At 58.9% G+C, this 12,501-nt stretch carries 19 protein-coding genes; 12 read left to right on the top strand and 7 right to left on the bottom strand.

Annotated elements, in window-relative coordinates:
• Positions 1 to 205: 205 nt before the first annotated feature.
• Positions 206 to 715 (bottom strand): RNA polymerase sigma factor, encoded by a 510-nt coding sequence (locus tag FHS75_RS10485; protein ID WP_179407674.1) that lies wholly within the window; start codon positions 713 to 715, stop codon positions 206 to 208.
• 480 nt (positions 716 to 1,195) lie between these two features.
• Between FHS75_RS10485 and FHS75_RS18255 the strand changes: the two genes are divergently transcribed.
• The 7 genes from FHS75_RS18255 (at position 1,196) to arsB (ending at position 5,366) form a co-directional block, all read left to right on the top strand.
• The gene (locus FHS75_RS18255; RefSeq protein WP_373284992.1) at positions 1,196 to 1,408 is read left to right on the top strand and encodes a transcriptional regulator domain-containing protein; all 213 of its coding nucleotides are present in this window, start codon (positions 1,196 to 1,198) and stop codon (positions 1,406 to 1,408) included.
• Positions 1,326 to 1,976 carry a DNA -binding domain-containing protein gene (locus FHS75_RS10480; protein ID WP_179407673.1) on the top strand — a complete coding sequence of 217 codons (651 nt, stop codon included), beginning with the start codon at positions 1,326 to 1,328 and terminating at the stop codon, positions 1,974 to 1,976. The genes FHS75_RS18255 and FHS75_RS10480 overlap by 83 nt, the downstream gene beginning before the upstream one ends.
• Positions 1,977 to 2,154: 178 nt before the next feature.
• Entirely contained in the window at positions 2,155 to 2,907 is a 753-nt protein-coding gene (locus FHS75_RS10475; protein ID WP_179407672.1) for a LuxR family transcriptional regulator, read from the top strand.
• 53 nt (positions 2,908 to 2,960) lie between these two features.
• A complete protein-coding gene (locus tag FHS75_RS10470; protein WP_179407671.1) occupies positions 2,961 to 3,317 on the top strand; it encodes an ArsR/SmtB family transcription factor in 357 nt (118 codons plus the stop codon).
• Entirely contained in the window at positions 3,317 to 3,787 is a 471-nt protein-coding gene (locus FHS75_RS10465) for an ArsI/CadI family heavy metal resistance metalloenzyme (protein ID WP_179407670.1), read from the top strand. The genes FHS75_RS10470 and FHS75_RS10465 overlap by 1 nt, the downstream gene beginning before the upstream one ends.
• 8 nt (positions 3,788 to 3,795) lie before the next feature.
• The gene (locus tag FHS75_RS10460) at positions 3,796 to 4,296 is read left to right on the top strand and encodes an arsenate reductase ArsC (protein WP_179407669.1); all 501 of its coding nucleotides are present in this window, start codon (positions 3,796 to 3,798) and stop codon (positions 4,294 to 4,296) included.
• Positions 4,293 to 5,366: an ACR3 family arsenite efflux transporter gene (gene arsB / locus FHS75_RS10455; protein WP_179407668.1), complete on the top strand. Its 1,074-nt coding sequence runs from the start codon at positions 4,293 to 4,295 to the stop codon at positions 5,364 to 5,366. Before FHS75_RS10460 ends, arsB begins: the two co-directional genes overlap by 4 nt.
• A 9-nt stretch (positions 5,367 to 5,375) precedes the next feature.
• On the opposite strand, the gene FHS75_RS10450 is transcribed toward arsB, so the two are convergent.
• The 5 genes from FHS75_RS10450 to FHS75_RS10435 form a co-directional block, all read right to left on the bottom strand.
• The gene (locus tag FHS75_RS10450; protein ID WP_054522830.1) at positions 5,376 to 5,702 is read right to left on the bottom strand and encodes a YnfA family protein; all 327 of its coding nucleotides are present in this window, start codon (positions 5,700 to 5,702) and stop codon (positions 5,376 to 5,378) included.
• A gap of 80 nt (positions 5,703 to 5,782) precedes the next feature.
• Positions 5,783 to 7,144, bottom strand: coding sequence for a dihydrolipoyl dehydrogenase family protein (locus FHS75_RS10445; RefSeq protein ID WP_179407667.1), 1,362 nt, complete (start codon positions 7,142 to 7,144; stop codon positions 5,783 to 5,785).
• Between the two features lies 1 nt (position 7,145).
• Positions 7,146 to 7,376, bottom strand: coding sequence for a GDCCVxC domain-containing (seleno)protein (locus tag FHS75_RS18090; RefSeq protein WP_280526265.1), 231 nt, complete (start codon positions 7,374 to 7,376; stop codon positions 7,146 to 7,148).
• The gene (locus FHS75_RS10440) at positions 7,373 to 7,714 is read right to left on the bottom strand and encodes a heavy-metal-associated domain-containing protein (RefSeq protein WP_179407666.1); all 342 of its coding nucleotides are present in this window, start codon (positions 7,712 to 7,714) and stop codon (positions 7,373 to 7,375) included. The genes FHS75_RS18090 and FHS75_RS10440 overlap by 4 nt, the downstream gene beginning before the upstream one ends.
• An 11-nt stretch (positions 7,715 to 7,725) precedes the next feature.
• Entirely contained in the window at positions 7,726 to 8,088 is a 363-nt protein-coding gene (locus tag FHS75_RS10435) for a mercuric transporter MerT family protein (protein WP_179407665.1), read from the bottom strand.
• Between the two features lie 59 nt (positions 8,089 to 8,147).
• Between FHS75_RS10435 and FHS75_RS10430 the strand changes: the two genes are divergently transcribed.
• Both FHS75_RS10430 and FHS75_RS10425 read left to right on the top strand, forming a co-directional pair.
• Positions 8,148 to 8,573: a MerR family transcriptional regulator gene (locus tag FHS75_RS10430; RefSeq protein ID WP_179407664.1), complete on the top strand. Its 426-nt coding sequence runs from the start codon at positions 8,148 to 8,150 to the stop codon at positions 8,571 to 8,573.
• Between the two features lie 135 nt (positions 8,574 to 8,708).
• Complete coding sequence (locus FHS75_RS10425) at positions 8,709 to 9,113, top strand: response regulator (RefSeq protein ID WP_179407663.1); 405 nt, start codon at positions 8,709 to 8,711, stop codon at positions 9,111 to 9,113.
• On the opposite strand, the gene FHS75_RS10420 is transcribed toward FHS75_RS10425, so the two are convergent.
• On the bottom strand, positions 9,106 to 10,185 hold the full coding sequence (locus FHS75_RS10420) for a sensor histidine kinase (RefSeq protein ID WP_179407662.1): 1,080 nt from the start codon (positions 10,183 to 10,185) through the stop codon (positions 9,106 to 9,108). The genes FHS75_RS10425 and FHS75_RS10420 overlap by 8 nt on opposite strands.
• Positions 10,186 to 10,208: 23 nt before the next feature.
• Here FHS75_RS10420 and FHS75_RS10415 point away from each other — a divergent pair, with 23 nt between their 5' ends.
• The 3 genes from FHS75_RS10415 to FHS75_RS10405 are packed head-to-tail and all read left to right on the top strand — an operon-like array spanning position 10,209 to position 12,495.
• Entirely contained in the window at positions 10,209 to 11,030 is an 822-nt protein-coding gene (locus tag FHS75_RS10415; protein WP_229735543.1) for an acyl-homoserine-lactone synthase, read from the top strand.
• The gene (locus FHS75_RS10410) at positions 11,027 to 11,893 is read left to right on the top strand and encodes a phytanoyl-CoA dioxygenase family protein (RefSeq protein WP_179407661.1); all 867 of its coding nucleotides are present in this window, start codon (positions 11,027 to 11,029) and stop codon (positions 11,891 to 11,893) included. Before FHS75_RS10415 ends, FHS75_RS10410 begins: the two co-directional genes overlap by 4 nt.
• A 35-nt stretch (positions 11,894 to 11,928) precedes the next feature.
• Positions 11,929 to 12,495, top strand: coding sequence for a GntR family transcriptional regulator (locus tag FHS75_RS10405; protein WP_179407660.1), 567 nt, complete (start codon positions 11,929 to 11,931; stop codon positions 12,493 to 12,495).
• The last annotated feature ends 6 nt before the right edge of the window (positions 12,496 to 12,501 follow it).

Genomic DNA, 12,501 nt, shown 5'->3' with positions numbered 1-12,501 from the left:
GTCTTGGGCGAAAAGAGGAGGAGCGGCACTTACAAATGCTGTCCCGGCTAGAAGGACGGAAAGTGTGCGATTTCTCAATGACATTGGGGTCTCCCTGTTCCGGCGCGGTCGGGCCGCTTCAGAGAATGACGCTCACTTTTTCGAACACCTTAGTTTCATTTGAAATAAAAGTTTGAGGGGGTCTCTTTTTGCCGGGTGGTTGCAGTCACCGACTGTGCCCCAGCGCTTGGCGCAAATGCGCTAGAGCTTTCATCATATGATAATCGACGGTGGGCAGCGCGATGCCTAGCTCGAGATGTATCTGACGGTAGGATTTCTTCTCGATACGATTCATCGCGAAGATACGCGCGGTCTTTTGCGGGAGCTCCGCGAGCGCGACTTCCAACACGTGCCGGGCTTCACGAACGTGTACGGCATCTTCTTGCGCGGCGCGGCTTGGCGCGTCTGCGTTCTCCAGAAGTGGCTGCGTCCTGATCCGGCACTTTTGCCGTCGCGCCTCGTCAACCAGCAAGTTGAATGCAATCCGCCTCAGAAAGCCTGCCGGATTGACGAGCTCCGTTAGCTGCTTGCTGGTCGCTGCACGCAAAAACACATCCTGTGCTAGGTCGCGGGCGCGTTCGGGCCCCACGCGGCGGGCAAAATATGCGATCAGTCCAGCCCGTTCCTCGCGGTAGAGGGCATCGAGTGTGCGGCGGCGGCCGACCGTTCGGCTCACTTTCGCAGCGCAATATGCGGGGCCCACGCACTGCGGAGATTGGTGCCGAACTTCGGCGGCAATTTGCGTCATGCTTTGAACTTGGAGGCGACCGCAGCCTGAGTTCGCCATGGCGAACTGCGTGCGGGTTCCAGGTCTGTGCCGCCGTCCGGGCCCTGGCTTGTGCCCCTTGATCGGTTCGGCCGCCGGGCCTGCGATGGACCGGCGTGCATGATGTCCGGCGGAAATATCCACGCGGACGGTGCCAAAATATCAATCCGCGCACAGTCAATCTGCCTAAGATAGGAATGACTGGCAAGAGGTGAGTAGAGCCGTTTTGGATGCCCTTGTGGCGGCGGTAGTCGCCGTCTCTAAGAACGCCACGGTTTCAACCAACATCAGATCAAACATCCCCAATACTGGGGAAGGAGATACCTTGGTCTCGGAATGTCCGCCCGGTGCTGGCTCCTCTAGCGCGATCGGTGAGAAAGGAGGTGCTCCATGGCTCGACCATCAGACGGCGAGACCCAGTTCGGCGAACTCGATCTTTGCGACTTCGCGCAGGAATTCCTGCGCCGAAACAACGCATATCGACGCGCATTCGATCAGACTTCGCAAAGCGGCATCAGCAATGCGCGAACTGCAGCTTCCCGTCGTATGGCGAGAACATGGGGCCTCGAATTTCCCGATCGATCCCAAGCTCTCGTCGAATGAGAACCCTGCTATCTGGCGCGCCGAAGACAACCCACAGGTCATCGTACTGGCTGCCGCTGACTGCGATGCTATCCTCGCCACCGCGGCTGTCGTCGCCGATGAAGCAGATGACCAAGAGCGCCATCTTGTCCTGACTGAGCGCTGGCAGCGCTACCGGCTAAAGGTCGTGCAGCCGGTGCCGGGACAAAAGATTTCGTATCTTCTTTCTGCCGATGAGTCGCTCGAGACACGATTGACCGCATTGCAGTTCTTCAACTCGCGACCATCCGGCCAGACAGTCAGTACCGTTGCTTCACCGCTCCGACCGACACCCTATCAATCGCACCGGTTCCTGCTGATGCTGAAGCTACTCGATGCTCTTGACGAAGCAGCGGGCAAGAACCCGACCACTCGTGAACTCGCAACTATCCTCGGATTGTCTCAGACCGATCTGCGTGCGATCGACTGGAAGACTTCATCCGCGCGCCGCCAAACGCAGCGTCTCGTCGTAGAAGCTCGCCAGATGGCGGCTTCAGGATATCGTGATTTACTTAGCGCGCGAGGACGGCGCGCTTCCCAAACGCCTTGAATGCACTATGGTTTTAATCGACCGCTGGGGCGTTTGCCGGGGTGGTCCTGTAAACTGACCCACAGGGTCGCAACTGCAACAGCGAGAGCGGATGGAATGGAACCCTCCGGTCCTGCATCGGGCAGGCGATCGGACTGCGGCGTGTTGGATGGCGCCCTGCCGATCGGATGGCGGGTCTATGCATTCTCACCTAGCCGAGCAATTCGCATCGGAACTCATCAACGTGCGCTCGGATGCCGAGCTCGACGGAGCGCTGGGACAGGTTTCCCGTCGCCTGGGCTTTGACCACTTTGCGCTCAGCCTGGAGACGAGGTCGGCATCTCGGGACGATCCGGGTTTGCTCCTGCATGATTATCCCGACGAATGGGCCAAGGTTTACGTCGCTTTCGATCTCGCTGGCCAGGATCCGGTGCGCAGAGCCTGCGACAAAACTGTAATCGGGTTCGCCTGGGACTGGATCGACGACCTTGTTCCACTGACACGCGGCGATCGGCAGATGCTGGCAGTGGGTCGCGAATGCGGAATCGGGAACGGTTATACCGTTCCCCGGCACCTCCCGGGTATCGGGCGGGGTACCTGCACTTTCGCCGTGAAGCCCGAGAAGAAATTGCCTCGAAGGCTTTTCGCCTTGGCTGAAATGGTCGGAACGCTAGCCCTGAGCTGCGCTCTGGGTTTGAGTGGCCAGTGTCCTCAAAAGCCGGTGCCTGCTTTGAGCGACCGGCAGCGTGAATGTCTCTTGTGGGTAGCGCGGGGCAAAACGGCGGCCGAGGTCGCCATGATTCTCGGTATCAGCTCGGAGACAGTTATTCAGCATCTCAAGGTGGCGCGCGAGCGTTATCAGGTCCATTGTAAACAGTCGCTCGTGGTTTCGGCACTGTTCGATGGTCTGATAGGTTTCGGCGATATCATCCGTTGGCGCGATACGGCTTGACCAGGCTCGCTACACTCCATATTTCGATATTTATCGAATCATTGGAGTGAGCGATGGAAGCCGACCGCGTCATTCGTGCCCTTTCTGGCCTGGCACAGGAGCATCGCCTCGCTGCGTTCCGCCTGCTGGTGCAGGCAGGGGAGCAGGGACTTGCCGCCGGGGTGCTGGCTGAAAAGCTCGACGTGCCTCCGTCTTCGATGAGCTTTCACCTTGCCCAACTGGCCAATGCGGGACTGGTCACCCAGCGGCGCGAAAGCCGCTCGATCATCTATTCGGCGGACTATGCCGCGATGAATGGCCTGATGGGCTACCTCACCGAAAACTGCTGCGGCGGCCTATCCTGTTCCGACGATACGTCCTGTTCCGAGGACGCCACCTGCCTTCCTTCTCCTCAACGAAAGAGCGCCTGATGAAACGCTTCCATGTGCATGTCGGCGTGACCGACATCGACAAATCCGTTGCCTTCTATTCGAGCCTGTTCGGTGCCGAGCCTGCCGTACTGAAGGCCGACTACGCCAAGTGGATGCTTGACGATCCGCGCATCAACTTCGCGATCTCTATGCGCGAGGAGGCGGTCAAGGGTATCGAGCATGTAGGCTTGCAGGTCGAGGACAAGGTCGAGCTTGAAGAGGTCTATGGCCGCCTCAAGGCTGCTGATCGTCCGGTGCTGGAAGAAGGCGCGACGACCTGTTGCTACGCGCAATCGGAAAAGAGCTGGATTGCCGATCCTGATGGCGTGGTGTGGGAAGCCTTCCTGACCGAAAGCGAAAGCACAACCTACGGCGGCAGCCCTGACCTCGACCAGCTCGCTTCCGCCAACGCTGCGTCAAGCGCCTGCTGCGCGCCGCAGTTGGCCCCGGCCAAGACTTCCTGCTGCTGAGGCAACCCATGTCCGATCAACCGCTCAACGTGCTGTTCCTGTGCACGGGCAATTCTGCTCGCTCGATTCTGGGCGAAGCAATCCTCAATCATGACGGCGAGGGCCGCTTCAAAGCGTACAGCGCGGGAAGCTATCCGACCGGCACGGTGAACCCCTGGGCGATCCATACGCTCAAGACGCTTGGCTATCCGGCAGAGGGCTATTCTTCCAAGAGCTGGAGCGAGTTTACCGATGGGCCGGAGTTCGATCTGATCTTTACGGTCTGCGACAGCGCAGCGGCGGAGACTTGCCCGGTCTGGCCTGGTCGTCCGACCTCGGCGCACTGGGGCATTCCCGATCCAGCTGCAGTCGAGGGTAGCGATGCCGAGAAGGCAGCGGCCTTCCTCGATGCCTTCCGCATGTTGAAGCGCCGCATCGACCTGATGCTGGCGCTACCGATTGCGAGCCTGGAACAATTGGCCTTGCGCGAAAAACTGCAAGCCATTGGCCACGAGGCTGACAAGCAGTGAGCACAACCACTGCTGAAATCGATGCCCGCGCGGCGGGTCTGGGCTTGTTCGAGAAATGGCTTTCGATCTGGGTCGGCGGAGCGATCCTCGCCGGGATTGCGCTCGGCAATATTGCACCCGGCATCTTCGCCTCGCTTGCAGCCATCGAATACGCCTCGGTCAATCTCGTCGTCGCGGTGCTGATCTGGGCGATGATCTTCCCGATGATGGTAGCCGTCGATTTCGGCGCGGTGCGCCGCGTAGGCGACAAGCCAAAGGGCCTCATCATCACGCTGGTGGTCAACTGGCTAATCAAGCCCTTCACGATGGCTGCACTCGGCGTGCTGTTCTTCGAGGTCGTCTTTGCGGACCTGATCGCGCCCGATGACGCTCAGCAATACATCGCTGGCCTGATCCTGTTGGGTACGGCCCCATGCACAGCGATGGTGTTCGTATGGTCGCAGCTCACCAAGGGTGATCCGGCCTATACGCTGGTACAAGTGGCGGCGAACGACCTCATCATGGTCGTAGCCTTCGCGCCCATCGTCGCGCTGCTGCTCGGCGTTACCGACATAGCCGTGCCGTGGGAGACGCTGCTGCTCTCGGTCGCGCTCTATGTCGTCGTGCCGCTGGCAGCTGGAGCCTTTGTACGGCATCGACTGCTGGGGACGCATGGCGGCAGTGAAGCGGCGGTATCCGAGTTCATCGGACGCATAAAACCGCTCTCCATTCTTGGTCTTCTGCTAACGGTGGTCCTTTTGTTCGGATTCCAGGCGGAAACTATCGTTGCCCGCCCACTGCTGATCGCACTCATCGCCGCGCCAATCATTGTACAGAGTTACGGAATCTTTTTCATCGCGTATGGTGCCGCCAAGGCCTGGAAAGTTCCGCATACAGTTGCCGCGCCCTGTGCGCTGATCGGAACGTCCAACTTTTTCGAGCTGGCCGTCGCTGTAGCCATCGGTCTGTTTGGCATTGGCAGCGGTGCGGCATTGACGACGGTTGTGGGCGTACTTGTAGAAGTGCCTGTCATGTTGTCGCTGGTAGCGATTGCCAATCGCACGCGTGGGATATTTCCTTCGGCCCCATAAGGATCTGCCTCATACCGGTCTGGGGGCGAGCAAGATAACGCCGGCGCCTACGAGGCAGATCGCCACGCCCAGAGTGTCCCACCGATCGGGCTTCACGCCTTCTGCGATCCAAAGCCACAATAACGCGGATAGAATGTAGACCCCGCCGTAGGCAGCGTAGGTCCGACCTGCATGCTCCGCATCGACGAGCGTAAGCAAATAGGCAAAAAGGACAAGTGAGGCCACGCCCGGAACAAGCCACCAAGCCGACTTGTCCATACGCAACCACGCCCAGAAAGCGAAACAGCCCGCAATTTCAGCAATTGCGGCACCGAGATATGCGAGGAAGGTCATCATCTGACCTCTATCGAGATTTCGACTGTCGATCGCAATCCGGATTACCCGATGATGGCTTTACTGGACCAAGCGAGGCGCATCTATGATAGCATGGAGCCAAGATCGGAGCCAACGCTCGGATATACCGACACCATTTTCTTGAGATCGCTTGTTGTCAGTCCAAGTCGAATGGTCAAACCGAAGAAGTTGATGATCTCGCCATACTCCGGTCCGAGCAAATGAGCGCCGAGGATGGTGTCACTGTCATTGTCGATGATTACCTTGGTGGCAGCGCAGCTTTCGCCAACGCGAAGGTTGGAATACCAGTCGCCGGTGTCATTTTCGACGACGCGGATATCATGTCCGGCCTCTCGTGCTTCCTCTTCGAGCATGCCAACACGGCTGAGCTCTGGTACCGTAAATACAGCGCTCGGTACGCCTGCATAATCCGGCTTTGTCCGATTGCCCTTGAGCATATTGGATGCAGCTACCTTGCCCTCGAAAACCGCGACAGGCGTAAGCGGCGCGCCTTGCGTGTCGGCCGCGTCGCCGGCAGCGTAGATCTTGGGGTTGGACGTGCTTTGCAGGTAGGCGTTGACCTCAACGCCCTTGTCACCTGCCTCGACATTGGCTGCGGCCAGGTCAAGCCGGTCAATTGCCGGGACGCGGCCCGCGCCGTGGACGACGAGATCGGTCCGCAAATCTCTCGTTTTGTTGTCAGTTTCTACCGTGACAAGAAAACCCGTCCCGTCCTTCTCGATCGCTTTGAGTGACGTGCGCCGTCGCAGTTGGACGCCGACTTCCTCGCCCCGCGCAACGAGTCTTTCGACAAGATCGGCATCGAAACCCTTGAGCGGTCTCTCGCCACGGTCGATGATGCACACCTTGCTGCCCGCGCGTGCTGCGATATGGCCAAACTCGAACGAGATGAAGCCGCCGCCGATGAACAGGATGCGTTCGGGCAGCGCATCGAGCCGCATGAACTCGGTGCTGTCGGTAAGGTGTTCGGAGCCGGGAACATCTATCGTCCGCGGCTTGGCACCCGTTGCGATCAGGAAATGGTTTGCCTGAAACTGCCCCATGCCGTCGATTTCGACGGTATCTTCGCCGACGAAGCGCGCTTTCCCGTGAAGGGTAGTGACGCCGTTGCTCTCCAGACCGGTTTCGATCCGACCGGGCATTTTGTCGGTGAACGTCTGCGTGAAGGCGACCAGATCGGGCCAGTTGATGGCGATGTCGTTCGGTTCGATGCCCTTGCCGTGCATGAGCCGCGCTGCGTCGATGATTTCCGCCCCGCGGCGGAGCATTTTCTTCGGATCGCAGCCGCGCAGGGCGCAGGTGCCGCCATAAGGCAGTTCGTCGACTACCGCGACCGACCAACCGGCTGAGGCGCATTTGTTGGCGGCATTTACGGCTGCCATGCCAACACCCAGCGCTATAAGATCGAAGTATCGCGTATTCATCTCATCGTCCTCCGCAACATGTGGCGCCCGTGCCATCGGCACGCGTTTCCTGGATTGGCGGGCAGGGGATGGTGCCGAATGAGCAGAAGACGCAGCAATCGCCCGCATTGGGGCGGAGTTTTACACCGCAACCATGGCAATCGTAGAAAAACCAGCAGGCATCCGTCGGCATCGTTTCGATCCTTTTATGCCCGCAAGTAGGGCATGTGATCTCGGACTTCAGTTCGATCATAGCGCGCTCGCCGCAAGGGTCGCCGGATAACCGGCGTCGGTCGACGCCGCTGCGATGGCAGTGGTGGTCGTTTGTGCAGGGTCAAACCGGGCGATGGCGGTTTTCGCCTCGTAATCGATCGTGACGTCTTCCACGCCCGCAACGCCCTCCATTGCGCGCCGCACTGTGATCGGGCAGGTCGCGCAGGTCATATTCTCGACCGCAAAGCTCGCCGTTTGCAGAATTGCCGGATTTTGTTGAACCCGTTCGTCGGAGTTTTGCGGCAACAGGGTCGCTGCTCCGATTCCCGCTCCGGCCAGCCCCAATATCGCAACTGCGGCGATCATCGTCTTCTTCATCTTTCGAACTCCTAATAGAATAGCGGCGCCCACCAATCGACGGTGGCCGATGCACCGATCAAAGCGGTTGCCAGCCACAAGGAGCTTTTGACGAGCAGGTTTGCTCCGGGCCGCGCGCAATATGTTCCGTCTTCGCAAGGTTCGGCTTGCCGAAAATAGACGCGCCAGAATCCAAGCCCGAGAAAGAGGACCGCTGCAGCGATGAACGTCCATTTGTACTGTTCGAGCGCAGTGAGATTGCCGATCCACGCGCCGCTGATGCCAAGGCTCAGCAATAACAGCGGGACAATACAGCAGGACGAGGCGAGTATCGCGCCGAGCGCCCCGCCGCTCGCCCATAAGCGCTGCGCGTTCTTGTGCATTTGATCGACCATGGAAACCAATGTACTCCCTGTAGTAACTACAGGTTCAAGCACTAATTGGCATATGGCTGATGACAGCATCGCAAGTGATCAAACGGGGAGAACTGGCCAGACGGTCGGGCTGCAACCTTGAGACAATCCGCTACTACGAGAACATCGGTCTGCTTCAGCCTCCCGAGCGTACGGCAAGCGGGCACAGGCTCTATACACCCGGCGACCAAGCGCGGCTCGGCTTTATCTTGCGCGGCCGCGATCTGGGTTTTTCGATCGAGGAGCTCAAAAGCCTGCTCAGCCTCGTTGATTCGCACCACTACAGCTGCGGCGAGGTTCGGGATCTGACCAATAACCATCTGGCCAGCGTGCGAGCTAAAATTGCTGATTTGACTAGGTTGGAGCGCACGCTAGCCGATGTATCAGCCCGCTGCGAAGGCGGTGATGTTCCGGAATGCCCCATCATAGATACGCTCTTTGGTCGTGGTCCTGGCGCCCGATCGTGAAGCAATGCCGTCGGAACGGGTGCGCGTCTTGAAGCTATTTCGATCGAAGCCGGATGCAACGAGGCGAGGGAACGAATATGCGCCCTGTCCGTCCCTCACTACAGAGCCTTGTCATTTAACTTTTGATAGCCTTCCATGCCGACCACCATTCTGATTGTCGAAGACGAATTCCTCATAGCTGTCGAAATGGAGGCGGTGGTTCACGATCTCGGTCATGAATCCGCAGGCATAGCCGACGACATGGAGTCGGCATTGGCAAAGGCTTCAGAAGCGATCGATGTGGCGCTCGTCGATGTTAATCTGGCCGATGGAGCCACAGGTCCGAGGATCGGCGAGAAGCTTGCTGCGGCTTTCGGGATCGAGGTTATTTTCGTAACCGCCAATCCCGCACAACTCGGCGAAGGGGTGAGCGGAACACTGGGCGCGCTGGAAAAACCGGTCGATCTTAGCATTCTCAAGCAGGTTCTCGACTATGTCATTGCGGTCCGGAAGGGCGAAAAAATCGATCCGCCAGCCCGTCTTAGGCTCTTCTTCAACTAGGCTCCTGCAACCTGCTTTTTCGGACATCCATGACGAGTTCAACGCCATCGTCATGCCAGGTTCTCTCGTAATTGCCTCCTAGCTGTTGCTTCACGGCCAACTCGATGAGGCGACTTCCGAAACCCATTTGAGGCTCACTCGCCTTGTCGATATGCGCTCCGTGTTCCCTCCAGCGGAAGCGGACCATCTCGTCCTCGATCGACAGGTCCAGCGAAATCCTTCCCTCAGGATTGGACAGAGCTCCGTACTTCATCGCGTTGGTGGCCAGCTCGTGGAACACCAATGCGACCGGCGTGGCGGCGCGGCTTTCGACCGCGATATCGGGGCCGGAAATCGCAATCCTTCCTTCGGAAAGGGCAGGATAGCTCTCGAAGATCGTCGCAAGCAGCGTGGCGAGGGTCACTTCCCTGCCCTCGGGCTGGGACTTTTCGCTGTGCGGCCGGACGAATTCGTGCGCGCGCCCCAGCGCGGAAATCCGGCCTAGCAAATCGCGCGACGCTTCACCGAACGCTTCATTTGCGCGCGCTGTCAGGCTGATCAAACCGGAAACAATCGCGAAGATGTTCTTGATGCGATGGCTAAGCTCCTGGCTCAGGATTTCGTTTTGGAGGGCGGTGCGCTTCTGCTCGTCGATATCCGTGCAAGTGCCGATCCAGCGCTGAATCTCACCCTGCTCGTTCAGGATCGGCAGCGCACGACCGATCATCCAGCGATAATCACCGCTGTGATGCCGCAGGCGATATTCAACCTCGTACGGTTCGCCGGTAGCGAGGCAGTGGTTCCATTTCTTCCATGCGTCGGCCTGGTCATCCTCATGGAACATCCCGGCCCATCCTTCGCCGTCGGTTGATCCGACAGGGACACCCGTGAATTCATACCAGCGCGCATTGTAATAATCGTGGGAGCCGTCGGGAAGAGTCGACCACACCATCTGCGGCATGGTGTCGGCGAGCGCATGGAAAGCAGCTCCCGCGGATTGCAGCGCATGCTCTGTAGCCAGGGGCAAGACATCCGGCGCCGAAGAGGATTCGCGGCTGCCAAGCTGGAAATTCGTGATGACTTTTGCATTCATAGCCAGCTTGTGACCTTCTCGGGATGAACAGAATCGGACCGATAGGATACCTGTCGTATCTTGTTGATTTTCAAACGCTGAAGCTCATCGCACAGGGTGGGCGGTCAGTAAACTCGCACTGTAGAGCGCCAGACGGGTCCCTCCCCAGTTCTTGGTATGTCGCTGCCTATCCGGATTTGATGAGATGCGAGCAGTCATCAAGTTCACAGGTAATCTTCATGCAGCAAAGCAGCGGTATAAATGGCGCAAGCCTGGTCGATCCGGCACTTCGCGCCATGTTCGAGGCGCGCAAGCGCGTGTTCGTGGATCTTCTTGGGTGGGACGTTCCGGTGCTCGACGGGACCTTCGAAATCGACCAGTTCGATACGCCCTCCGCCGCCTATCTCGTCCTCACCGGTGAAAATTGCGAGCATCGTGCATCGGCCCGTCTGCTGCGTTCTGACGGACCTCATATCTTGCGCGATCTATTTCCGCAGTTGTGCACCGGACCGGTTCCGCAGGATGAGGCATTTCGCGAGATTACCCGCTTCTGTATCGATCCCACATTGCCGCGCGCTGATCGCCGGAGTGTTCGCAACCAGCTCGTCTCCGCACTCGCCGATTTTGCAATATCGGAAGGGATCTCTGGCTATTCGGCGGTCGCCCCGGTGCCCTGGTTCCGTCAGATCGCCCAGTTCGGCTGGCGCTGCCAGCAGCTTGGACCGTGCGTTTCTATCGATGGGCAGCAGCTTGTCGCTCTTCGCATCGACATCGACCAGGATACACGCGCGCAACTCGCCAACGCAGGGATCTATTACCGCAATCCTAAGCCGGAAGCCTATGGCGGCATGGAGCTGGCAGCATGACTGGGCCGAGCGAGGCGTATTGGCTCGATCAGCTGCAAGAGGATGGCTATTGCATCATTCCGCAGCTTGTCGCCGAGCAACAGATCGCCGCACTCGATGCCGACCTGGAAGGCGCATTTGCGCAGGCACCCCTCGGCAAGGGAGACTTCTATGGCCATCGGACCAAACGGTTCGGAAGCCTGCTTCGCCGGTCGCAGGTCGCAGGCGATCTGGTCCTGCAGCCGCTAGTCCTATCGCTCGCCCGCGCAATTCTCGGCAGCGCCTGCGACCGGATACAGCTCAATGTCGCCCAGGCGATCGCGATCCATCCCGGCGAGATAGAACAGTTTCCGCATTGCGATCAGGATATGTGGGCAGGCCGCAAGGGCGATCACGAATATCTTCTCAACGTCATCTGGCCGCTGACTGAATTTACTCGCCTCAATGGCGCGACACGCATCTACCCCGGGACGCACAGGAAGCCTGTCGACAATCTCGAAAGTCTCGACGATCCCATAGTCGCTGTTGGCAAGCCCGGCGATGCCATCTGCTTTCTTGGCTCCACCGTCCATGGAGCAGGACCAAACCAGACCGAGGATGTCCGCCGCGGTGTCGTAATCGGCTACAGTCTCGGCTGGCTCAAACCCTACGAGAATCTCTGGCTGGCCTATCCGCCAGCAGTAGCAAAAGAGTTCTCTCCCGAACTCGCCGAGCTCGCCGGATATGTGCAGCACCGTCCGAATTTGGGTAACTTCGAAGGGCAATGCCCCTCGGTTCTGCTGAGCGACAAGGTGCCCGAATTCCCACAGGCAACCGATAGTCTGCGCCCCGACCAGAAAGAAGCGGTTCGTGAGTTCGCCGAGACGCGCCGCAGCGGGCGATGAGTCCCGCTCACGTCCTCGAGCCTACGTACAGGCGGTTGAAAAATGCATTGCTGGAAGGGCGCTTCCAGGCCGGTGCGAAGCTCGAGGCGATGCGACTGGCCGACGATTTCGGAGTGAGCATGACGCCGGTAAGAGACAGCCTGAACCAGCTTGTGGGTGAAGGGCTGGTCGACCTCACGCCCGGCGAAGGATTTCGCGTACCGCTGCTTACCGAACAGGCCTTGCGCGACATCCTGCAAGTCAACGCCCTGCTTTTGACGGAGGCTCCCGATACCGACAGCAAATCACTGCAAATCGACGAAGCATCCAGCGACACTCAGGGTGCTTATGCTGACCGATTGGCGCACGTCTTCAGAGGCATCGCGGCAAACTCAGGCAATCGGTTTCGCGTACATTTGGTCGAACGCATTAGCGACAGACTCCATCCGCTACGTGAACTCGAGCCGGAGATTTGGCCTGGGGCGTCGCATGCCCTTGAGCAAATTGAGCGAACAGCTCAGCAAGGGTTCGATAGCTCAACCCGGGCGGTACGCGCATATCATCAACACATTGAGGATCTGGTACCCGCTCTTGTCGGACGTTTGAACCAGCAGACGGCCTAGCCCTCG

The sequence above is a fragment of the Novosphingobium marinum genome (genome assembly GCF_013408095.1).
GTDB classification, from domain to species: domain Bacteria; phylum Pseudomonadota; class Alphaproteobacteria; order Sphingomonadales; family Sphingomonadaceae; genus Novosphingobium; species Novosphingobium marinum.
The sequence above is the reverse complement of the archived record's forward strand: the minus strand, read 5'-3'. Positions and strand labels throughout refer to the sequence as shown.